Consider the following 20267-nt stretch of genomic DNA (forward strand, 5'->3'; position numbering starts at 1 on the left):
CAGTCCATTGGGTCCTTGCAGTTCACTCTTTCCCCTGTCCGGCGAGAACGCAAGCAGGGAAACCAGCAGCTCGAAGAAAGACTGCGGTGGCAAGAAAAAGGCGAGGATTGCCAATGGCGTCATTCAGATGGCAGCTACTGGTCTCTCTGCTATTTCCTAGGCAGCAAGCGCTCTTTGCTTCTGTGCTGTGAAGCAAGAGAACAAGGTGTGTAACGGTTGCGTTGAAGAGGTCATTGCTGTCGGTCAGACCAATGCGCAGGCAGTCCGCTTCCGTAACGGCGGGAACTGAATAGGGGGTTCCGCAAAACAGCACTACATAATCTCTGTGACTCACGTCTCAGAGATCTTTCTTTTGGTTTTGACCGCATAGGGAATCGGTGTCTGTCCCTACAAAAGAGTTCACTTGGATACATAAAACTGGCTTCGTTCCTCACACGGGACAGCACGGCGAGGAGGAAGGTTTCTCAAAACCTTCCTTTTTTTTGGTCTGCTGACCTCATAGGGATTTGGTGCTTGTCCCTACAAAAGAGTTCATCCGGATACATAAAACTGTTCATAACCCAAGGAGGTGGTCCTTGGGGATGCGTCGTCATGGGGGAGGTTGTGGAAGGCCTTCCTTTTTTTGCTTGGGTTCTGTTGTCTGACCTCGCTGGAAGTGAAGTCGTTTCGAGGGTTTTGGTTAGTGGTCCATTAAGTCCAAACGAAGTTTTATTGGATGTTTTGTTTGAAATCAGTATCTTCTCTTCTGTTTGGCCCTAAATCGAGATTGAAGGTGATTTTTAACCCTATATATAATTCCACCCTCTTCGTTTTGAGTTTGTCTCAGGACTGATCGGAAACCCATGAATGCAAGGCAATGGGTCTGGTAGTTTTTCCTGCCTCGCGGTTTCTATGAGCAGATGATCTGGCGGCAAAGCAGAAGTTTACTTTTAGGTGCTAAGCCTTTATAAGTGTTTCGCTGTTCAGGAATTTTGTTTCTGCTTCAAGTACTAGACCCCACTAGTTGCAAAGCAAGGATCAGTCTATTGCAGAGTTCTGAGATTTGATATGCTTTGAGGCGTCTTCGATAGCGCATAGCAGCCCAATTAAAAGGAAGGCTCCGCCAAATATTTTGGTCCACTCCTCAAGATGAGCCAGGTACTGGTGGACGTGGATAGGCAATCTGAAATATGGACTGAAATCGCATGCAACCATTATAAAAGCCATTGCAAGAGAATATTTGGCGAATTTCATAAACCTTGTGGAGAAGCGAAAATAACTTCTGCTGTAAAAAACGAAAAAAGCACCAATGACTCCATAAATGCCAACAATTATGTCGTCAATTCTGTCGCTTAAGCGAGTCTCTTTCCAGCCAAATGCCGAATGTATCATGTAATCTATTCGCTCGTGAAACATGAAGCTATCGTCCATTGCTAAAAAAGCAAAGCCCAAGGCTAAAAAGATCCATATGGAGAATTCGGTAAGCTTTATCCCTCCGCTTCTTAAGTTTAATATGAAAGGTATGATTATGCTGGCCAGCGAGCATGAGGCTAATTGCAAGGTTGAAACTGTGGTGATTATTGAGTTTTCTTTGTAAGAGGGTGCCGTCAATAGAATCGCGGCAAGGTAAGCAATGTAAGTAACCAGTATGAATTGCTTGAGGTATTTAATGCGAAAGTTTTGAATCATTTTTAGCTAATGAGAGTTGAGGTAGGTTTTAGCAGTTAAAGGTTTGGTGTAAAATCTGAGGCCAAGTTCTTCGATATTGTTGGCTTCGGGCAAGGTTTTTATCCGTCAAAAGCTTGCGTAGAGTATTAGATACTTTAGCACTGATAGGCCTTAATAAAGTGCACTCAAGTTGCCATTCTTATTTATTCAAAGTCTGGCTCGTTGATATCACTCTCTAAGGCATCCCATCTATCGCTCGATCGCTGCATGGGAGTTTCCAAATCAGGTTCCGATTGGCGGCAACACGGTCGTCTGGACGGAGTCTTCGGTCCATGAGTAGATGTCAGATCGAATCAAAGAGGCATGACCCCAGGCTTGGGTATGCCGTTAGAGGCAGGGCGTTCACGCGTCCTGATTTTTTTGTGCCTGGCGTAGATGCCTGGTTGTCCAGGATCTCCATAGGGGGGGGGCTGGTCCCTTGAAATCGTCCAGGGCATTTCCCTTCGTGAGTTGGATGAAGGGGGGACCCGTACTCCTGTTGGCGGTTCTCTCCGTATCCAGATCCCAATGCCCGTCCGATCCTGATGGGGTCGAGCAGTTCATGAGGGACCGGACCTCTGGGGTTGAGCACCCAGGGGTCTTTTTCTGTCAGAAGCCTCGTCCTGAGATGTTTCATGGGGGTGTCAGGGCGTCTCCTTCGGCGACATTCTTTGTGTTGGTATGTTCGAGCGCGAATTCGGAAAACAACGCTCAGAGCCTCTCGGGGAAACTTATTTGGGGTAAAGCCGGCTTCATCCCAGCATCTCTGTTCTAAGTAGGTCCTGATAGATCTTCTGGTGTTCCCAACCCGTTGTGGTGAGGGACTTTTTTATTTCTTGGTGTTCTTGGGTGTGCCTAGAAACGCCAGGGTGTGTAGTAACAGAGTTAGGTGAATCCTCAAATGTCTCTCGCTGGCTCAGAAGTTTGTGTAAAGACTTCGTGGAGCAAAAGACAGAAAAAGAGTTGTGGTGATTCGTTCTGTTTGGTCGTGGAACCCATCAGCAAATGTGGAGGCGTCGCCTATCGGCATCACCCGATTCTCTCCCTGAAGTCCCAAAAATGGGGGAAAGATGGTTGAGGTCTGAATCGGTCCTTAAAGGTATCTGGGATGGTCAGGGGAGTTGTGTGGATCTCGATTGACGATCCTAAATGTTATTTAGGAATAGACTAGTTGTCCGCAGCTTCAGTTATACGCGCTTCTTTTTTTTTGATTGCTATGAATTGCTGGTCACGGCGTGTTTTGTATCACTCATTCTTTTTGGAGTTGTCTATGATGTTCGCAGAGTGGATTTTCGGTCGACTAAGAATGAAACAAGAGGACTAGGCCCTGGCTAACTTGATGGAATTCACGCTCTTCCCGGCTTAAATCCAGCCCAATCTCTAAACCTTCCTTTAAAGCATTTTCAAATGGTGGCGTGGAAGGCGGAGACGCGTCGATCCATAACGCCGCGATTCCAATCGCCGTGGCGTGCCATCGAAAGCTCCCTGTTTCTCCGATCGTTGGCTCCTGGAGAGCTTCTTCGAGAAGTGCGCTGATGGACGTTTCGGTGGAAGTCATGCCCTAGCTTCGGAATTCTTGCTCTTTGCCGCAATTGGCTGAGAGACTTCTTGATCTGTTTCTGTCAGCAAATGCTGTTATCCACCGCTGCGAAGGGTGCGCTACTGCGAGTCGAAATCAGCAGTGGTTCCTGTGCCTTTGAGGTGACTGGCCATTTTTCCCTTTTGGCTAGGCCCTGTTGCGGTTCAGTGGGGTGAGACTCAAGGGTTACTTGATGCAACTTGGTCTGCGTGCAACGTCGTTTCAGGCCGGTGGTTCCAGTCTCAGTCGGCGTGCGACGAAGCGGCATCTCGAGTTGTTGTCAGCTCCTCCCTCGGTGCTCACGTCGGTGGCACTGGTTCGAAAACAAAGCAGGTTGGGCCGCACGCTCAAGCGAAGCGGTGATATTGCCTTTTCATTGCTGGCTTTGGGACTTGGATCGCCCGCTTTTTTGTTGATCGCGGCCTTGGTGAGCCTGAGTTCACCCGGTCCAGTGTTTTATGTCCAAAAACGTGTTGGTCGTGGATATCGCCGTTTTGGTTGCATCAAATTCCGCACCATGCGCGCTGATGCCGACGCTGTTCTGCAACGCGTGCTGGCCGACTCACCGGAAATGCGTGCTGAGTTTGAGCGTGATTTCAAGCTCCGTCAGGACCCTCGCATCACCCCGATCGGTCGTTTCTTAAGGCGTTCCAGCCTGGATGAACTGCCACAGTTCCTGAACGTTTTACGTGGTGAGATGAGTGTGGTGGGGCCACGGCCAATTGTGGATAAGGAGATTGAGCGCTATGGCCCTTTCATGGATGAGGTTTTGGCTGTGCGTCCTGGTTTAACCGGGTTGTGGCAGGTGAGTGGTCGCAACAATCTCAGCTATCCCAAGCGGGTGAGGCTTGATTTGGCCTACTCGAGAGGTCGTTCGTTCTCTCTGGATGTGGCGATCATTCTGCGTACGTTTGGAGTGCTGCTTTTGCCCATGGATCGCGGTGCCTACTGAACCAACGAGCACCCAGCTGCCACGACTAACCAAGCACTTTCCAGCTTGAGGCCAAGGTTCAACAGCTTGCGCACGCCTGAATCCGTTGCCTTCCCGGAGTGTGCGGAAAGCAGCGGTTTGTTGATCCAAGTGTTGCCGTAGCGATTGAGCCCACCCATCTGTACATCGGCGCAGTGGGCAAAAATGGATTCGGAGAGTCCTGCGTTTGGAGAGGGGTCAGGTTTCCCATCTGCAGAGGCGGCACGTACTGTTGATGACCATTGGGCCCAGCTCAAGCTCACCAGTGGAAGAGTGATTACCACCAACCTGCAGGGCAACCAGGTCAGGAGATCGTCGAGCCGGGCCCCAGCAGTACCGAGCCAGCGCAGTCGGCCATGCTTGTATCCAAGCATCGAATCGAGGGTGCTGCTTGCTTTGAAGGCCCAAGCCAAGGCGAGGGGGCCTGGACCTTGGCTGAATCCTGCCTTCCATAGCCCGGCTCCGATCAGCATCCAAAACAAGGGAGCAAACAGCCCATCCACCGCATTCTCACTGGCTGTTTCTGCGCTAGCCCTGAGGATGTCGTCTTGATCCAATTGACTCACATCACGCCCCACAATCCAACTCAGGCGATCCCTGGCTGAGGGAAGGTTGGGGAGGGCCTGAAGGACGGCCAGCACGCTGTCGCGAAGGCTGCGTGCCGCCAAGGCGCTCGCCAGGGCAATCACAACTAACAGTGATGCCAAGGGATGGGGCAAGGGAGACTGCGGCAAGATCAGCCTCTCGAGCAGCCAGCCCGCTCCGCCGCTGCCCAACACCAAAACGAAGGTGATCAGGCCCCCGCCGGCGCGCAAGCGAAAGGGCCGGTCTCCGGCCCAGGGTTCGATCCAGTTGCGCAGTCCACTGATCACTCGACCCATGCCGACCACTGGATGGGGGCAACAGCGGGGATCGCCGACCAGCAGGTCAAGGCCTGCGGCGACGATCACCAGCAGTATTGGGTCGCTCAGGCCGCCTTGAGCCAGCTGAACATGGAACGCAAACCTTTGCCGACTTTCTCGATCGGATGCTCGGCATCACGAGAGCGAATTTTATTCATCTCAGGTTTGCCGGCTGCACATTCTGCAACGAAGTTCTTGGCAAAGGTTCCGTCTTGGATGTCGGAGAGGATCCTCTTCATCTCCGCTTTGGTGTCGGCTGTGATCAGACGAGGGCCACTGACGTAGTCCCCGTATTCAGCCGTATTGGAGATGGAGTCGCGCATGGAGGACAGACCTCCTTTCACCATCAAGTCAACGATCAACTTGACTTCATGCAGGCACTCGAAATAGGCCAGTTCAGGCTGATAACCCGCTTCCACCAGGGTTTCAAAGCCGGCTTTGACCAGCTCAGAGAGACCGCCGCAGAGAACAGCCTGTTCACCAAAGAGATCGGTTTCGGTTTCTTCCTTGAAGTTGGTTTCGAGGATGCCTGCGCGCGTGCCGCCGATGCCCTTTGCGTAGGCCATGGCCAAATCGCGTGCGTTCCCGGAAGCATCCTGTTCGATCGCGAACAGGGCAGGAACCCCCTGTCCGTTCTGATACTCCCAGCGCACGGTGTGGCCGGGCCCTTTCGGAGCGATCATCAACACGTCCACATCCGCAGGCGGCTTGATCAACTCAAAGCGAATGTTGAACCCGTGAGCAAAACTTAAAACCTTGCCAGCGCTGAGGTGTGGGGCGATTTCCTTCTCGTAGACCTCTTTCTGAAATTCATCGGGCAGCAGCACCATGATCCAGTCGGCCTTGGCGGAAGCATCTGCCACGCTCAGAACTTCAAGGCCGTCGGCTTTGGCTTTCTCGGCTGAGCGACTGCCGTCATATAGACCAACAACCACATTCACGCCACTGTCTTTGAGGTTGAGGGCATGGGCATGACCCTGGGATCCATAACCGATGATGGCTACCGTCTTGCCGCTCAGAAGCGAGAGATCGGCGTCTGAGTCATAGAAAAGCTGAGCCATCCGGTCGGAACCTGCTGGAGACAATACTGAAGTTTACGGATGGACCGGATAAGCCCTCACGCTTCATTGGGGTGGGAAATGACTCGATCAATTAAGCCGTAATCCTTCGCTTCTTCCGCACTCAAGAAATAATCCCGGTCGGTGTCCTTTTCGATTTTTTCAAAACTTTGGCCTGTCATATCGGCCATCGAGCGATTGAGCATCTCTTTCATCCGCAGGATTTCCCTGGCTTCGATTTCGATATCACTCGCCTGTCGTTGCGCCGTGCCACCGAGAGGCTGGTGAATCATGATTCGACTGTGGGGGAGAGCCAAGCGCTTGCCTTTTGTGCCTGCCGTCAACAAAAAGGCACCCATCGATGCGGCCAGTCCTACGCAGATGGTGACGACATCGCTCTTGACGTATTGCATGGTGTCGTAGATCGCCAAACCAGCGGTGACGGATCCACCTGGAGAGTTGATGTACAAGTAGATGGGCTTGCTGCTGTCTTCTGAATCGAGATACAGCATCTGGGCGACGAGGCTATTGGCAACTCCGTCATTCACGTCCTGGCCGAGGAACAAAATCCTCTCAACGCCAAGACGGGTGTAGATGTCGACCCAGCGCTCCATTTGGCTGCCGGGGAGGCGGTAGGGAACGCTGGGGGTACCGATTGGCATGGGTCCTCAGAGGGGTTGAAGGAGATAAAAAGATGGTCTGATGAGGCAACCACAGCTGCTTCAACAGCTTTGGTGTTTTCAACTACGAATGCAGTTGATGCTTGGGTGCGTGATTAAGCCACTGCTGCAGGCAGCTCCTTGCGACTGTCCAGAACCCTGTCGATCAGGCCATAGGAGACGGCCTCTTGAGGGGTGAGATAACTCATTCTGTCTGAATCTGCAGAGAGTTCTTCCACGCTGCGCCCTGTGTTGGTCGCAAGGATTTCGAGCATGGCTCGCTTGTTATGCAGCACCTCTTTGGCGCGGATTTGAATGTCTGTGGCCTGGCCGCGAGCGCCGCTGCGAGGTTGATGCAACACGATGGATGCATGGGGCAGGGCCGCCCTTTGACCTTTGGTGCCAGCAGAAAGAATCACGGCAGCCGTTCCCATCGCCTGACCGATGCAAATCGTGTGGACAGGTGGCTTCACGTAGCGAAGCGTGTCGCAGATGGCAAAGGCTTCTGTCTCGAAGCCAATCGACTCGCCCGAATACCAACTGGTCCCTGTGGAGTTGATATAGAAGTAAATCGGTTTCTCTGGGTTGTCGAATTCCAGATAAAGGAGCTGGGCAATGATCAGTTCCGTCACGTCAAGGCCCATCTGACGCTTGGCATCTCCGTCTGAAAACAGCGGTAGGCCCAGATACACGATCCGCTCTTTGAGCATCAAAGAGGGCAGGTCAGGCGGGGGTGTGCGCATCACGCCTGAGTCGCCGTAATAAGGCGCTGATGTGGTCATTCCGCTAAGCATCCCTGTCGTAGAGCGAGCCTAGCGGGGTCAAGTGGATGGCTGCTCCTTAGGGCTGTCAGTCCGTGCAGCCTTGCTCTTGCTGCCCTTGCTGCTGCGGTTGCTCTTGGCCCCGTTTTTGTCACGGCGCGCAAACACCATGCGCCCTGTTGGGGTCTGTAGAGCACCGGTCACCACAACGGGCTGACGGGATCCGATCAAGCTCCGGCCCTCCTCAACCACCACCATCGTCCCGTCTTCGAGATAGCCCACTCCCTGACTCTCTTCTTTGCCTTCGCGCACGATTTTGAGCAACAGCTCATCACCTGGCTGAACCTCAGGGCGTAAGGCGATCACCAATTCGCTCAGATTCATGACTTTGATCTCCTTCAATTCGGCGACTTGGGCCAGGTTGAAGTCGGCGGTCACGAGCGTGCCGCCCGTGTCGCTTGCGAGCAGTAGTAGACGATCATCCGTTCCCGTGCCTTCGTAACGGGTGCTGTTGATCACCAGTCGACGTCCGTAGGTGTCGCGTAGATCGCGCAGAAGTTTCAGACCACGTCGCCCCTTGGCTCGCTTCTCCAAGTTGGTGGAGTCGGCCAATTGCTGCATCTCGTCGATCACGGTTTGAGCAACGATGGCCTGGCCTTCCAGCAAACCGCAGGCCAACATGCCGCGGATTCGCCCATCGATGATCACGCTGGTGTCGAGGATCTTTGGGGTCGCAGGGGTGAGAACACCATCTGCGACCAGCAAGGCTTCCGTGCTTGTGGGGTTAAACAGGCGCAGGAGCGTGCGTCCATGCACCTCAGCGAGGTTGTATCCCAGAACCCCAAAAAACACATTGCTGAGAACCGCAGCAAGGGGTTTGACCAAGGTGACGCCACCGGTGAGTGGGAGCAGCAGGATGGGTGCCAGCAATAAATTGGCAACCAGTAATCCCAGGATCAGTCCCACCGATCGACTGATCAATAAATCGGTGGGCATCGTGCGCACCTGCTGCATCAGTTGCAGTCGCAGCCGCTTAAACACCAGGCCTGCCACCAGGCCGACTGCAGTACCGATGCCGGTGAGCACGAGGCGCACGCGTTGGACATCGGTGACATCGTCCAGCATCTCTTGTGGAAGGAGATGAACACCCATCCAGCCGGTGGCTCCACCGGAGATCAGAAATAGGACCAGGATGAGAACTTCAACCATGGCAATCAGTCGTGGCCGTTCACTCCGTATGCAGGCAGCATGCACCATCTTCCGTCGCTCTGCCTGCGCAGATGACCGCATCTGCACCTCGCAGCGCCTATTTACATATTCCTTTTTGCCATCGGCGATGTTTTTACTGCGACTTCGCGGTAGTTCCTCTCGGTGATCGGGCTGATGCCTATGGAGGGTCTGGTAGTGGCTCGATCGAGGCCTACCTGGATCTGCTCAGCACAGAGATCAACCTGTCTCCCCAAGGCCCTGCACTGGCCACCGTGTATGTCGGGGGTGGGACGCCATCGTTGTTGAGACCCGATCAAATTGCAGGGCTGCTGCAGCAGCTCAGAGGTCGATTCGGGTTCCAGGACGGTGCTGAAATCACCCTCGAAATGGACCCTGCCACGTTTGCGCGTAGTGATCTTCACGCCCTGATCGCTGCGGGAATCACCCGCGTGAGTTTGGGAGGGCAAAGTTTTGACAATGTCAGGCTCGCGGCCCTGGGGCGTCGACATCGCAGGCAGGATTTGCTGGAGGCCTGCCATTGGCTCCAAGAGTCTGTGCAGGTTGGTGACCTGCAGAGCTGGAGTTTGGATCTGATTCGAAATCTTCCAGAGCAAGGAGATCTGGAATGGGAGGCTCAGTTGGAGCAGGCCGTCACTGTTCAAGCTCCCCACGTGTCGATCTACGACCTCAGCGTGGAGCCAGGCACGGTGTTTGCTTGGCGCGAGAAGCGAGGCGAGCTGGCGCTCCCCGAGGACGATGCCGCCGCCGACCGCATCGCCTTGACCACCCGCAGGCTCCGACGGGCCGGTTACAGCCGCTATGAAATCTCAAATTTCGCCAGGCCAGGTCATGCCTCCAGGCATAACCGCGTGTATTGGAGTGGTGCGGGCTGGTGGGCCTTTGGCCTGGGGGCCACCAGTGCTCCCTGGGGGGAGCGGATGGCCCGTCCTCGAACCCGTGAGGCTTATGCCTCCTGGTTGAAGGATCAGAGTCAGCAACTGGATTCCAGCTTGCTTCAAGGGTCAGCGAGGAGCTTGCCTTTGGATGATCGGTTGCTCGTGGGGCTGCGCTGCCACGAAGGCGTGGACCCATGGGATCTTGCAAGACGCTGCGGCTGGAGTGAACAGCGCTGCATCCGTGATCTATCCGCCCTGGAGGCCCGTTGGCAACCCTTTGTGGAGATGGGTCTTGTTGAACGCTTTGGCCGTCGCTGGCGCCTCAGTGATCCCGAGGGGATGGCCGTTAGCAATCAGGTGCTGGTGGAGGTGGTGGAGTGGTGGGAGTTGCTCCCTGATCCCGTTGCTCCTGAAGCCAGCTTTTGAGAGCGTTGATGCTGAGTGCACGGCCTTGCATTCGGGCCGGGGTGAAGGGTGGTTGGCTCGGCGTTAAGCCCAGCAGGTCGGCGGTGACGCTGACCTGTCCATCGCAATCGGGTCCGGCGCCGATGCCGATCACCGGGATGGATAACGTGCGTCGCAACCGACCGGCGAGTTCGCTGGGGATATGTTCCACAACAAGGGAGAAACAACCGGCGTCCTGTAGGGCTTGTGCTTGGCGATGCAGTTTGTCCTGGCTCTTTGGATCGATGCCTTGCCGCCGGTAGCCGAGTCGGTGCACCGCCTGGGGGGTGAGTCCGAGATGTCCCATCACTGGGATGCCCATGCGGACGAGGCGGTCCACAACGGCCACCACCTCGGGTTCTCCGCCCTCAAGCTTGACGGCCGCGGCATCCGACTCTTTGAGAATGCTGCCTGCAGCGGCGACGGCACGATCGAGGCCGCATTGATAACTCAGGAATGGCAGATCGCAGACCACCAGCGGTTGCTCCGAGAGAGGTTTGCTGAGGCCACGGCATACGGCCTGGCTGTGATGAAGCATCTGTTCGAGCGTGACCGGAAGGGTGGTGTCATGGCCAAGAACCACCATCGCGAGTGAATCACCCACTAAGACCACATCGGCGCCGGCCTCTTCCACCAAGGCAGCACTAAGGCCATCCCATGCCGTGAGCATTGTGATCGCTCTGCCTGATTGTTTGAAGCGAATCAATTCAGCTGGGCGCATCCGCCCTTCCGCCACAAAAGAGGTTCATTGCTAACATCGTATTGATTCGGATCCATGCGGTCCAGACGCCCAAACCTGGTCAGAACCGGAAGGGAGCAGCCACACGGGATGCTCTGGGCAGGCGTGGACTCCGGGTCACCAACCTTTAGCTGTCGTTTTGACGCTGTTGGCGCTGCCTAAGGAAATCAGGAATTCGAGCACCACTTTCTGGAGCGATGTTGGTGTTGGAACTGGGCTCGAACGCTGAAACGGCTGGTCGAGTGGTGATGCGCTCCGAGCGATAGGGAGTTCCATCTGTAAAGCCGGTGGCAATCACGGTCACGTGAATCTCTCCTTCGAGTCGCTCGTCCACCACAGCGCCAACAATGATGTTGGCTTCTGGATCCACCACGTCGTAAATCACCTCTGATGCGGTGGTCATGTCCTCCAGGGTCATGTCCCGGCCGCCACTGATGTTGATCACGCAGCCGCTTGCACCATCGATGCGAGCGGATTCCAGCAAGGGGCTGTTGATGGCGGTTTGGGCGGCTTCAACCGCTCGTGATCGGCCCGAACCCACACCGATACCGAGCAGGGCCGTACCGGCTTCTGTCATCACGGAGCGCACGTCAGCAAAGTCAACGTTGACAAGGCCTGGGAGCGTAATGATGTCGCTGATTCCCTTCACTCCCATGCGCAGAACGTCATCGGCACTCCGGAAGGCTTCCTGCAGAGGTGCTCCAGCGATGGCATCGCGCAATCGATCGTTGGGAATGACGATCAGGGTGTCGACGTGCTCTGCCAGGCGGGCAATGCCTTCATCGGCCTGCCGCATTCTGCGGCGACCCTCAAAACTGAATGGTTTGGTGACGATGCCAACAGTGAGGGCCCCGCTTTCTTTGGCAACCTCTGCAACGACAGGAGCAGCACCGGTACCGGTGCCACCACCCATGCCCGCGGCGATAAAGACCAGATCTGCGCCTTGGAGGGCTTGTTGGAGATCAGCTCGCGACTCTTCTGCAGCCTTTTGGCCAATGCTGGGGTTTCCGCCAGCTCCAAGCCCGCGTGTCAGTGTTTGGCCTAACTGAACCCGATTGTCAGCGGCTGATTGAATCAGCGCCTGTGCATCAGTGTTTAAAACGCGGTAAGCAACTCCTTCTAGGTCACTCAAAATCATGCGATTGACAGCGTTGCTGCCACCCCCACCAACACCAATCACTTCGATGCGGGCCGATTGGCTAGGCGAGATGCCCTCTGGATTCATGGATGAGGACATTTCACTGCTCACAATCTCCATTATGTGGGCTTTAACCGCTTTAATCGGTTGCATTATGGAGCTGTGAGCGGCTTTTGCCGACAAAAGTGATACAGGAACTTGATTGTCACGATCATTTTTGCGGCGGGGCCGTCAAGAATCGGTGACTTTCCCAGGGGTTGATGGCTTGGGCTTCGGCCGTAACTTCAGTTCAGGTTGGCTTGGATCACTGAGATCGAGGCCTTCGTTGGACGCGCCGCGCAGGTTGGGAGGGAGGCTTTGATTGAGTTGCGCAATGGTTATGAATTGCTCATCTAAAAGGGCATCATTGGCGCCGAGATAGACAAGTCCAAGCGTTTCAATGCGCAAACTCACGCCACCAGCGGGTTCCACCTGAATGGTTTTGAGTGGTCGACCCAGCAGGTCTCGTTGTTGAAGAATGCGGGCAATGACGGCGCGACGATTGGAAATCCAGCCTTCGACTTTCACCGCGCTCGATGGTTTCTCGCCCTGCTTGGCCATGTCCATCGGCATCCAATAAGCCTCGCCGTCCACCATGCCCCGCTCGATTCCTCTGGGGCCCATCCGCGTGGCAGCCGCGACAGGGCGTCGCTCAACGAGTTGGATGTCGAGGCCTGGAGGGAGAAGGTGCCGCTGAACGGACACCTCCTGCACAGGAAGCTCCTGCATCAATTTGGCCTCGATCTCACCAGGCTCAAGGCTCAATAGGGATTGGGGAAAGGAGAGGCCTGCAGCTTTCACCACCACGGTTTCGTCCATCCTCTGGCTTCCGCTGATCTGAATTTGTGAAGCGGATCGCAGGCTCCAACCCAGGGTCAGCAACAACCAGCTCAATCCAGTGGCCGTGAGGAGAAAAAAAACAAGCCTCCACAATTGGATCAAGCGCTCTTGCCTTCGCTCTTGCCGCAGCCTTCGCCGCCGCTCCACACCAGGAGGCAGCGGGCCTGAGCTTTTGCGTTTTCCGAGCCTAAGGCCTTTCTTTCTGGAAGCTTCCGGGCTCACAAGTCACAGCGTGCACGAGACATCAGTTGGTCCATCCAACGGCGGGCGCGATCTGCATCGGCAAAGGGCACATCAAGCTGACGGCCATTCCCAATCAATCGGAGACGGCATCGACCTTGAGATTCACTGGCCAGTGGTGCCTCCCCTGATGCCAAGGCCATGAGTTCGACCAATTCCAGATTCTTGATCACAAAGTGCCCCTCCTCTTGAAATGACCCAGCGCTGAAGCTGCACCAGCGCAGTTCACCATCCTTGAGAAGTGCCGCGCCGCAGCCATCGAGTTTGGCTAACTCAGATCCTTCGCTCCAGGTTCGGAATAGATTTTGACGACGGCGCTCGAGCCACCCCAGTGCTACGAGCAGCACAAAGGCGACGAGGAGTGGAAGCCAGAGCAGACCTTCAATCATCGCTTGTCTGGATATTCCTTCATTCTCGCGCCGTGTGGACCAGCTGGGCCACTAGGTCGGGTAAAGCGACACCACTGGCCTCCCAAAGCATGGGATACATGCTTTGGGAGGTGAAACCAGGCAGGGTGTTGATCTCGTTGAGCCAGATGTCACCGCTTTTTTCATCGTAAAAAACATCAACCCGTGCCAAGCCATAGGCGTGAACAGCGGTGCAGGCTTGCAGGGCAATCGCCTGAATCTGAGCGCTCACCTGCTCGGGAAGTGGAGCTGGAATCAGCGTTTGGCTGCAGCCATCGGTGTATTTGGTTTCGTAGTCGTACCAATCGGCCTCAAAACTGATTTCGCCTACAACGGAGGCCTTCAGCTCTTTCCGTCCGAGTACGGCACATTCCAACTCGCGAGCGCTAACACCACGCTCGACAACGAGGCGGGTGTCATGGTGTGCCGCTTCCTGCAGGCCAGCAAGCAGTTGGTCTCGGTGACGCGCTTTGCTGATTCCAACCGATGAGCCCATGTTGGCCGGTTTGACAAAACAGGGATAGCCCAATTCCGCTTCGATCCTGGCGACCAGCTTGTTGTGGCGTTCAGGGTGATCGAGATCTGCAGCATTCAGCCCCACATAGGGAACCTGAGGTAACCCTGCGGCGGCAAAAGCGGCTTTCATGGCCAGCTTGTCCATCCCTACTGCGGAACCGAGAACACCGGAGCCCACATAGGGCTGCCCCATCAGTGTGAATAACCCTTGCACTGTTCCGTCCTCTCCGTTAGGGCCATGAAGCACGGGGAACCAAACATCCACCCGGTCGTGGTCGATGGGCAGGGAGCGAAGGCCTGCGGGAGGTAGGGGCTGGGGAAGGTTGTCCTCAGTTAGCGGTTGCTTTCGTTCGAGCACGCTGTTGGCAATGCGCTCCGGCCACCAACGCCCCGACTGATCGATGTAGAGCGGAACCACCTCGAAATGATCTCGATTTCGCCCTTCTTGAAGGGCCTTGATCACCGTGATGGCCGAGCGAATCGACACTGCATGCTCACCGGATGCTCCTCCGAACACCACGCCAATGCGAACGGGAGAAGAGGGCATAGTGCGGCCGTTCATTCACAAAACGAACCCGAAAGGTATCAGTTGATCACCGGTGTGCCAGTAAGGGAGAAGGAGCGAACTTGATCGATTCGAACATCGACTAGATCTCCCGCACGATGCGTGATGCCGTTGGGGGATTCAGCAGAGAAGAAGGTGAGCCTGTTGGAGCGCGTCCGCCCCATGAGCTGGCTTGGATCTTTGGGATTCATTCCCTCTGCAAGCACTTGCTCAATCCGACCGGCATAGCGAGCGTTCCGTTCTTTTGCTGTGGATTCCACCAGAGCATTGATCTCTTGAAGGCGTGCGACTTTGACCTCCTCAGAGAGCTGATTGTTCCAGTCCGCAGCGGGGGTGTTGGGCCTTGGCGAATAGGCAGCTGTGTTCACTTGGTCAAAGCCAATCTCTTCAATCAACGCCAGGGTGCGTCTGTATTGCGCATCGGTTTCTCCAGGGAAGGCCACGATCACATCAGCGCTGATGGCTGCATCGGGCATGCGCTTGCGAATGCGATCAATGATGCGCCGGTAACGCTCAACGGTGTATCCGCGGGCCATCGCTTTTAAAAGCTCGTTATCACCGCTTTGGAAAGGGATATGGAAGTGTTCGCACACTTTCGGAAGGTCAGCGCAGGCATCAATCAGTCGCTCGGTGAAATATCTCGGGTGACTCGTGGCAAAACGCAGGCGTTCGATGCCCTCGACGTCATGCACTTGGTGAAGGAGATCCGTGAGGGTGTGTTGGCGTCGGCCCTCGGCGGTGATGCCTGGTAGATCGCGTCCATAGGCATCGATGTTTTGACCGAGCAAGGTGATCTCTTTGAACCCACGCGCTGCCAATCCTTCCATCTCCAAAACGATGGAGTTAGGCAGGCGGGATTGCTCTTTGCCACGAACCGAGGGCACCACGCAATACGTGCAACGCTCGTTGCAGCCGTAGATCACATTCACCCAAGCGCAGGTGCTGCTGTCGCGCCTGGCGGTGGTGAGGTCTTCGAGGATGTGATGGTCTTCAGTCGCGACGACCTGCTGTCCAGTTTGGACTTGTGTGAGCAGGGTTTCGAGGCGATTGGCGTGCTGGGGTCCCATGACCAAATCCAGCTCTGGAACTCGGCGCAGTAGGGATTCTCCCTCTTGTTGCGCGACGCAACCTGCCACCACCAAGGTGAGATTGGGATTGGTTCGCTTGCGGATGGCCTGGCGACCCAAATAGCTGTACACCTTCTGTTCGGCGTTGTCGCGAATGGTGCAGGTGTTGTAGAGAACGAGATCGGCGTCCAGTTCGGCGTTGGCTTCCTGGTAGCCCATGCTTTCCAGAATTCCTGCCATCCGTTCGGAATCGGCCTTGTTCATCTGGCAGCCAAACGTGGTGATCCAGTAGCTACCGCGCTGCCCCTCGTTCCGAGTGGAGGATGCAGGGTTGGTCTTGGCAAGACTGGGGCTGGCGGGACTGGAGAGAGCCAAAGCGGGTGGCGATCCTGGAGACCGACGACGGTGAAATCTTCTTTTAGTTTGAGCCACCGTCAACTTGTGCCAGCTTGGGGATTGGCGTTATAGGGCGATGGTCTGGTCTCTTCGGCGCTTTTCTCTCACCAAAGCGGTGCCGCTCGCCATTAGCCGCGGAACCACAGCCCAGGTGGAACATCTCGAGCTCACCTTTCGCCTGGATGGCTGCAGCGGTCGCGGCGAAACGGGAGGGTTTGATACCGGACATCGTGCTTTCAGGACCGATGACTTGGCCTCGGAGCTCGAGGCTTTGATGCCAAAACTGGGCGATCTTGACCCTGCGGATCGCCAGCGACTTGCTCCCCTGCTAGAGCCGTTGTCTCCCCCGGCCCGTTGTGCTGTGGACCTCGCTCTTTGGGATTGGTGGGGGCAACGGCTGGGACAGCCGGTGTGGCGATTGTTCGGTCTCGATGGCAGTCGCCCTGTTGCCACCAGCGTGACCTTGGGGCTCGGGTCAGTCGATGAGGTTGTGAGCCGCCTTCATCGTTGGTGGCGGCAGTTACCGGCAACGCGCATCAAGCTCAAGCTCGGCAGTGCTGATGGCTGCGATCACGATCGGGCCCTGTTGGAGGCGGTAGCCCAGGCTTTGCAGGAGCACGGCCAACAGCAGCAGCAGCAGATGGAGCTTCAAGTGGATGCCAACGGTGGCTGGAGTCTCGATGAAGCAAAGGCGATGCAGGCCTCTCTGCAACAGGCCGGGGTGGTGTTGCTGGAGCAGCCGATGGCGGCAGTGCTCGATCCCGAGCGTGATACGGCTGCCTTTGCGGCGCTCAAGCCCCATTGCGCCATGCCCCTTGTGGCCGACGAGAGCTGTTGGGATCTGCAGGATTTGCTGCGCCTTGCCCCTCACGTGGATGGGGTGAATCTCAAATTGCTCAAAAGTGGAGGGCTCAGTGAAGCTTGGCTGATGGCCCAGGTTGCTCAGCGCTTGGATCTGGATCTGATGATTGGCTGTTACTCCGACAGCCTCTTGCTCAATGGGGCGGCTGCCCAGCTGCTGCCCTTGATCCGCTGGCCTGATCTCGACAGCCATCTCAATCTTGTGGATGACCCTTATCAAGGGCTCAAATTGGTGGGAGATCAAATGCGAGCACCAGCTGCTGCTGGGCTTGGGATCACCCGCGCGTGACTGCGACAAACAACGCTCTTTTGTGTTGTCGCTGAAAGTCTTGCTAGAGGCGTGGAGAAGAGTTGGCTGAGTTGTTTTGGTCCGCTCGGGTCGTCATCGCAACAGAAGTGGAGTGAACAACCAGTGTCCTGAGGGATTTGAACAGATGCCTGTGCTGCTGCTTCAGCACGGTGGTCTCACATCCCTAACTGGGAAGACAGGTCTTGCACTGTTGCGACATCGACGGGGGCCGATTGCCGGTGTCATTGACCCCGAGCACGCCTACGGCTCCCTGGCTGAGATCACAGGGATTGATCGCCCTGTGCCGATTGTGCCCGATCTGGCTGCGGCATTGCCCTATCGCCCTGCTGTTGCTGTGGTTGGCTTAGCTCCCTCCGGTGGAGTTTTGCCCGACCCGGTGCGACGGGATGGCCTGGCCGCACTACGGGCCGGGCTGAGCCTGGCTAGTGGCTTGCACGCGCTATTGGGCGAGGACCCCGACTTCGAGGAGGCATGTCAGGACGGGCAATGGATCTGGGATTTACGCCGGGAGCCCCCCGCTATTCAGGTGGCTCAGGCTCGGGCAGCTGCGCTCTCCTGTCAGCGCGTTCTAGCGGTGGGAACCGATATGGCTGTAGGAAAGATGAGTGCCTGTTTGGCACTGCAAGCGGCAGCAGCACGGCACAAGCGGGTGTGCAGGTTTGTTGGAACCGGTCAGGCTGGAATTTTGATCAGCGGTCGGGGCATTCCTTTGGATGCGGTGCGTGTGGACTTTGCGGCAGGTGCTGTGGAAGCGGCTGTTCTAGAAGCAGGCTCGGGATTGTCAGAACGGGATTTATTGGTGGTGGAAGGGCAAGGCTCGCTCTGTCACCCAGGCTCGACTGCCACGCTTCCCTTGATGCGCGGCAGTCAACCAACGGCGTTGCTGATGGTGCATCGGGCGGGTCAGTCCACAATCGGGCGACTGCCGCAGGTACCGCTGCCCCCCTTGAAGGAGTGCATCAGTCTTTATGAATCGCTGGCAGCGATTGCACGCCCTCGAGGCTCATCTCCTCCTCCGAAGGTTCAAGCCGTTGCCCTCAACACAGCGGCCTTGTCGGCCGAGGAGGCACAGAGATCGATCCACTCTTGCCAAGACGCTCTAGGCCTTCCCTGCGACGATCCCATCCGCAATCAGGCAGACGGCCTGCTCAAAGTCTTTCTTAATCGTTGAGGGCGGATGAGGGGATTCGAACCCCCGGATGGCGGCACCACAAGCCGCTGCCTTAACCACTTGGCGACACCCGCCGTGTCGAGTAAGAATCTACCAATTCACCAAACTTCTTCAGGAGACGCTCATCGGTCCTTTTCGCAAGCCATCGGCCAATGCAGTGGCAGCCGTTTTGGCATTGGCCGCCTCTGGTGTGGCACTCGCCTTCACCAATCCCTCTCCTGAGGACTTCAAGAGCTACGCGGGCGGCCAACTCGTCTCCGTGATCAGCGATGAGTTGTGTGAGGGTGGATTGCCGATGGTGTTGCAGCTTTGGGTGAAAGATTGCCCGCGCTTGATTCGTGATCAGGAGCCAGCCTTGGCTGAGCTCGCTGGTCAATTCAGCCGACGTCTCAACCTTGGCTTGTTCAGCATTTACACCACTGAGCTGGGTGGACAGGACTTACTCCCCACCTTGCGTCTTCCTGAGTATTCGGTCATGACCCTCGGAATCGCCGGCCAATTTGTCATCCTTCAAGCCAAGAGTGACGCCGGCAAGATCGAATGATTCCTCGTTTTGGAGATGGCACTCTCAGTGCCTGGATTCCAAGGGGACTGGTCGAGCTCGACGATGAACGCGTGGGTACGCCAGCGCCGATCACACGTGCTGATGGCCTTTGTGCCTTGCAGGTGTCCTGGCGTGAAGGACGGATTGTGCGAGTCCAGCCTCTCGTTGAGGGAGCTGCGGAACCGGATGGGATGTTGCTTCCCCGTTTGCTGGAACCGCATGCGCATCTTGATAAGGCGTTTAGCTGGAGCCGCTATCCCAATCTCCGTGGCACCTATGCCGGAGCGATGGCGGCCAACTTCAGGGAACATCAGACCCGAACCCTCGAGGTGGTTCAAGAGCGCTTTGAGCGCGCCATGCAGTTGGTATGGCGCCATGGTCTACGCGCTGTACGCACCCATATCGACAGCCTTGGGCCTGGGGCCCAGTGCAGCTGGGACGCCATTCTGGACGGGGCCTCCCGTTGGCAAGATCGGGTCAAGGTTCAGCCGGTTGCCCTGGTTCCAGTGGCGTATTGGGGCACCTCAGAAGGGGAACAGCTGGCGGCTCAGGTGGCAGAGTCCGGGGGCTTGCTCGGCGGAGTGATCTCCCCGCCCTGCTCAGGGCGTGCCTCCCGCCAGGAGCTGAAACACCTTTTGGCGCTGGCCGACCGGCATGGATGCGGGGTGGATTTGCATATCGACGAAGCCGGTTCTGAACCTGCGGCCGGGGTGTTGCAGTTGATGCGTGTTCTCAAGCGGATGCCCGTTTCAGTGCCGATCACCTGCAGCCATGCCAGCAGCCTGTCGCTCCTCAGAGCATCTGCGTTGCAGCGGCTTGCTGAACGGATGGCGCTTCACAACATTCGAGTGGTGGCTCTCCCCCTGACCAATGGCTGGCTTTTAGGTCGGCAAGATTTCGCGACGCCTCTGCGGCGACCCTTGGCTCCGATTCGTCAGTTGCAGCGTGCTGGTGTGTGTGTGGCCGTCGGGGGTGACAACGTGCAGGATCCATGGTTCCCGGCTGGCAACTTTGACCCTTTGGCTTTGATTGCAGCAAGCCTGGCTAAGGCCCATCTGGTTCCCTGGGAGCGCTTGGGTCTTTCTCCCTTCACAACGGCGGCAGCGCGATTGATGGAGATGGAGTGGGACGGGGTACTCCGGGCGGGTGCCCCCGCTGATGCGATGCAGCTTCCCGTTCAAAGCTGGGCGGAAGCCTTGGCGGCACCTCCGGAACGTCGCTTGTTGGTGCGTGGAGTGTGGGTGCAGGATTCAACCTGAGGATCACCATC

At 56.4% G+C, this 20267-nt stretch carries 22 protein-coding genes, 1 tRNA gene and 1 other RNA gene; 8 read left to right on the forward strand and 16 right to left on the reverse strand.

Translation table 11 applies throughout. From position 1 onward, the window contains the following. Nucleotides 1–22: 22 nt before the first annotated feature. Both SIC18_RS06305 and SIC18_RS06310 read right to left on the reverse strand, forming a co-directional pair. Entirely contained in the window at nucleotides 23–334 is a 312-nt protein-coding gene (locus SIC18_RS06305; RefSeq protein WP_413430427.1) for a hypothetical protein, read from the reverse strand. Between the two features lie 683 nt (nucleotides 335–1017). Then, nucleotides 1018–1590: a hypothetical protein gene (locus SIC18_RS06310; protein ID WP_413430428.1), complete on the reverse strand. Its 573-nt coding sequence runs from the start codon at nucleotides 1588–1590 to the stop codon at nucleotides 1018–1020. A gap of 316 nt (nucleotides 1591–1906) precedes the next feature. On the opposite strand from SIC18_RS06310, the gene SIC18_RS06315 reads away from it, so the two are divergent. After that, entirely contained in the window at nucleotides 1907–1987 is an 81-nt protein-coding gene (locus SIC18_RS06315; protein ID WP_413430520.1) for an AlpA family phage regulatory protein, read from the forward strand. A gap of 3 nt (nucleotides 1988–1990) precedes the next feature. Here SIC18_RS06315 and SIC18_RS06320 read toward each other — a convergent pair whose 3' ends face one another. Both SIC18_RS06320 and SIC18_RS06325 read right to left on the reverse strand, forming a co-directional pair. Then, a complete protein-coding gene (locus SIC18_RS06320) occupies nucleotides 1991–2323 on the reverse strand; it encodes a hypothetical protein (protein WP_413430429.1) in 333 nt (110 codons plus the stop codon). Between the two features lie 663 nt (nucleotides 2324–2986). Then, nucleotides 2987–3244, reverse strand: coding sequence for a hypothetical protein (locus tag SIC18_RS06325; RefSeq protein WP_048345971.1), 258 nt, complete (start codon nucleotides 3242–3244; stop codon nucleotides 2987–2989). 214 nt (nucleotides 3245–3458) lie between these two features. Between SIC18_RS06325 and SIC18_RS06330 the strand changes: the two genes are divergently transcribed. After that, complete coding sequence (locus SIC18_RS06330) at nucleotides 3459–4217, forward strand: sugar transferase (protein ID WP_413430430.1); 759 nt, start codon at nucleotides 3459–3461, stop codon at nucleotides 4215–4217. Here SIC18_RS06330 and cbiB read toward each other — a convergent pair. From cbiB to SIC18_RS06355, 5 genes are all read right to left on the reverse strand, one after another. After that, a complete protein-coding gene (cbiB, locus tag SIC18_RS06335; RefSeq protein WP_413430431.1) occupies nucleotides 4211–5185 on the reverse strand; it encodes an adenosylcobinamide-phosphate synthase CbiB in 975 nt (324 codons plus the stop codon). The genes SIC18_RS06330 and cbiB overlap by 7 nt on opposite strands. Before the next feature lie 17 nt (nucleotides 5186–5202). Next, a complete protein-coding gene (gene ilvC / locus SIC18_RS06340) occupies nucleotides 5203–6198 on the reverse strand; it encodes a ketol-acid reductoisomerase (RefSeq protein WP_413430432.1) in 996 nt (331 codons plus the stop codon). Between the two features lie 56 nt (nucleotides 6199–6254). Then, nucleotides 6255–6857: an ATP-dependent Clp protease proteolytic subunit gene (locus tag SIC18_RS06345; protein ID WP_048345975.1), complete on the reverse strand. Its 603-nt coding sequence runs from the start codon at nucleotides 6855–6857 to the stop codon at nucleotides 6255–6257. 113 nt (nucleotides 6858–6970) lie between these two features. Continuing rightward, the gene (locus SIC18_RS06350) at nucleotides 6971–7636 is read right to left on the reverse strand and encodes an ATP-dependent Clp protease proteolytic subunit (protein WP_413430433.1); all 666 of its coding nucleotides are present in this window, start codon (nucleotides 7634–7636) and stop codon (nucleotides 6971–6973) included. Nucleotides 7637–7675: 39 nt separating this feature from the next. Further along, nucleotides 7676–8824: a PIN/TRAM domain-containing protein gene (locus SIC18_RS06355; protein WP_413430434.1), complete on the reverse strand. Its 1149-nt coding sequence runs from the start codon at nucleotides 8822–8824 to the stop codon at nucleotides 7676–7678. A gap of 71 nt (nucleotides 8825–8895) precedes the next feature. Between SIC18_RS06355 and hemW the strand changes: the two genes are divergently transcribed. Further along, nucleotides 8896–10146, forward strand: coding sequence for a radical SAM family heme chaperone HemW (hemW, locus tag SIC18_RS06360; protein WP_413430435.1), 1251 nt, complete (start codon nucleotides 8896–8898; stop codon nucleotides 10144–10146). Here hemW and panB read toward each other — a convergent pair. Continuing rightward, nucleotides 10067–10885 carry a 3-methyl-2-oxobutanoate hydroxymethyltransferase gene (gene panB / locus SIC18_RS06365; protein ID WP_048345979.1) on the reverse strand — a complete coding sequence of 273 codons (819 nt, stop codon included), beginning with the start codon at nucleotides 10883–10885 and terminating at the stop codon, nucleotides 10067–10069. The genes hemW and panB overlap by 80 nt on opposite strands. A 43-nt stretch (nucleotides 10886–10928) precedes the next feature. On the opposite strand from panB, the gene ffs reads away from it, so the two are divergent. Further along, an RNA gene (gene ffs, locus SIC18_RS06370) (signal recognition particle sRNA small type) lies at nucleotides 10929–11025 on the forward strand. A gap of 5 nt (nucleotides 11026–11030) precedes the next feature. Here the strand turns inward: ffs and ftsZ are convergent. From ftsZ to miaB, 5 genes are all read right to left on the reverse strand, one after another. Further along, complete coding sequence (gene ftsZ, locus SIC18_RS06375; protein WP_048345980.1) at nucleotides 11031–12194, reverse strand: cell division protein FtsZ; 1164 nt, start codon at nucleotides 12192–12194, stop codon at nucleotides 11031–11033. 78 nt (nucleotides 12195–12272) lie between these two features. Continuing rightward, complete coding sequence (locus SIC18_RS06380; protein ID WP_413430436.1) at nucleotides 12273–13067, reverse strand: cell division protein FtsQ/DivIB; 795 nt, start codon at nucleotides 13065–13067, stop codon at nucleotides 12273–12275. Between the two features lie 71 nt (nucleotides 13068–13138). Next, a complete protein-coding gene (locus tag SIC18_RS06385; protein ID WP_413430437.1) occupies nucleotides 13139–13549 on the reverse strand; it encodes a hypothetical protein in 411 nt (136 codons plus the stop codon). A 19-nt stretch (nucleotides 13550–13568) separates the two neighbouring features. Continuing rightward, entirely contained in the window at nucleotides 13569–14630 is a 1062-nt protein-coding gene (locus SIC18_RS06390) for a D-alanine--D-alanine ligase family protein (RefSeq protein WP_413430438.1), read from the reverse strand. A gap of 38 nt (nucleotides 14631–14668) precedes the next feature. After that, nucleotides 14669–15979, reverse strand: coding sequence for a tRNA (N6-isopentenyl adenosine(37)-C2)-methylthiotransferase MiaB (miaB, locus tag SIC18_RS06395; RefSeq protein WP_048348019.1), 1311 nt, complete (start codon nucleotides 15977–15979; stop codon nucleotides 14669–14671). A 208-nt stretch (nucleotides 15980–16187) separates the two neighbouring features. Between miaB and SIC18_RS06400 the strand changes: the two genes are divergently transcribed. Together SIC18_RS06400 and SIC18_RS06405 are read left to right on the forward strand one after the other, a co-directional pair. Beyond that, nucleotides 16188–17261 carry a dipeptide epimerase gene (locus SIC18_RS06400; protein ID WP_413430439.1) on the forward strand — a complete coding sequence of 358 codons (1074 nt, stop codon included), beginning with the start codon at nucleotides 16188–16190 and terminating at the stop codon, nucleotides 17259–17261. Nucleotides 17262–17406: 145 nt separating this feature from the next. Beyond that, nucleotides 17407–18453 (forward strand): DUF1611 domain-containing protein, encoded by a 1047-nt coding sequence (locus tag SIC18_RS06405; RefSeq protein ID WP_048345984.1) that lies wholly within the window; start codon nucleotides 17407–17409, stop codon nucleotides 18451–18453. A gap of 1 nt (nucleotide 18454) precedes the next feature. Here SIC18_RS06405 and SIC18_RS06410 read toward each other — a convergent pair. Then, nucleotides 18455–18527, reverse strand: a tRNA-His gene (locus SIC18_RS06410). 83 nt (nucleotides 18528–18610) lie between these two features. Here SIC18_RS06410 and SIC18_RS06415 point away from each other — a divergent pair. After that, entirely contained in the window at nucleotides 18611–18997 is a 387-nt protein-coding gene (locus SIC18_RS06415) for a DUF4359 domain-containing protein (protein ID WP_048345985.1), read from the forward strand. Further along, complete coding sequence (locus tag SIC18_RS06420) at nucleotides 18994–20256, forward strand: amidohydrolase family protein (protein ID WP_413430440.1); 1263 nt, start codon at nucleotides 18994–18996, stop codon at nucleotides 20254–20256. The genes SIC18_RS06415 and SIC18_RS06420 overlap by 4 nt, the downstream gene beginning before the upstream one ends. Nucleotides 20257–20267: the final 11 nt, after the last annotated feature.

The sequence above is a fragment of the Synechococcus sp. Cu2B8-bc1011 genome (assembly GCF_047302735.1).
Taxonomy (GTDB): Bacteria; Cyanobacteriota; Cyanobacteriia; order PCC-6307; family Cyanobiaceae; genus Synechococcus_C.

Excerpts from the sequence above, each read along its gene's own strand:
- SIC18_RS06390 (WP_413430438.1), bottom strand. The coding sequence starts at position 14,630 with ATGCCCTCTTCTCCCGTTCGCATTGGCGTGGTGTTCGGAGGAGCATCC.
- SIC18_RS06330 (WP_413430430.1), top strand. The coding sequence starts at position 3,459 with ATGCAACTTGGTCTGCGTGCAACGTCGTTTCAGGCCGGTGGTTCCAGT.
- SIC18_RS06400 (WP_413430439.1), top strand. The coding sequence starts at position 16,188 with ATGGTCTGGTCTCTTCGGCGCTTTTCTCTCACCAAAGCGGTGCCGCTC.
- SIC18_RS06320 (WP_413430429.1), bottom strand. The coding sequence starts at position 2,323 with ATGAAACATCTCAGGACGAGGCTTCTGACAGAAAAAGACCCCTGGGTG.
- miaB (WP_048348019.1), bottom strand. The coding sequence starts at position 15,979 with ATGAACAAGGCCGATTCCGAACGGATGGCAGGAATTCTGGAAAGCATG.
- SIC18_RS06385 (WP_413430437.1), bottom strand. The coding sequence starts at position 13,549 with ATGATTGAAGGTCTGCTCTGGCTTCCACTCCTCGTCGCCTTTGTGCTG.
- SIC18_RS06420 (WP_413430440.1), top strand. The coding sequence starts at position 18,994 with ATGATTCCTCGTTTTGGAGATGGCACTCTCAGTGCCTGGATTCCAAGG.
- panB (WP_048345979.1), bottom strand. The coding sequence starts at position 10,885 with ATGCGCCCAGCTGAATTGATTCGCTTCAAACAATCAGGCAGAGCGATC.
- hemW (WP_413430435.1), top strand. The coding sequence starts at position 8,896 with ATGACCGCATCTGCACCTCGCAGCGCCTATTTACATATTCCTTTTTGC.
- ilvC (WP_413430432.1), bottom strand. The coding sequence starts at position 6,198 with ATGGCTCAGCTTTTCTATGACTCAGACGCCGATCTCTCGCTTCTGAGC.
- SIC18_RS06325 (WP_048345971.1), bottom strand. The coding sequence starts at position 3,244 with ATGACTTCCACCGAAACGTCCATCAGCGCACTTCTCGAAGAAGCTCTC.
- ftsZ (WP_048345980.1), bottom strand. The coding sequence starts at position 12,194 with ATGCAACCGATTAAAGCGGTTAAAGCCCACATAATGGAGATTGTGAGC.
- SIC18_RS06345 (WP_048345975.1), bottom strand. The coding sequence starts at position 6,857 with ATGCCAATCGGTACCCCCAGCGTTCCCTACCGCCTCCCCGGCAGCCAA.
- SIC18_RS06355 (WP_413430434.1), bottom strand. The coding sequence starts at position 8,824 with ATGGTTGAAGTTCTCATCCTGGTCCTATTTCTGATCTCCGGTGGAGCC.
- SIC18_RS06405 (WP_048345984.1), top strand. The coding sequence starts at position 17,407 with ATGCCTGTGCTGCTGCTTCAGCACGGTGGTCTCACATCCCTAACTGGG.
- SIC18_RS06350 (WP_413430433.1), bottom strand. The coding sequence starts at position 7,636 with ATGACCACATCAGCGCCTTATTACGGCGACTCAGGCGTGATGCGCACA.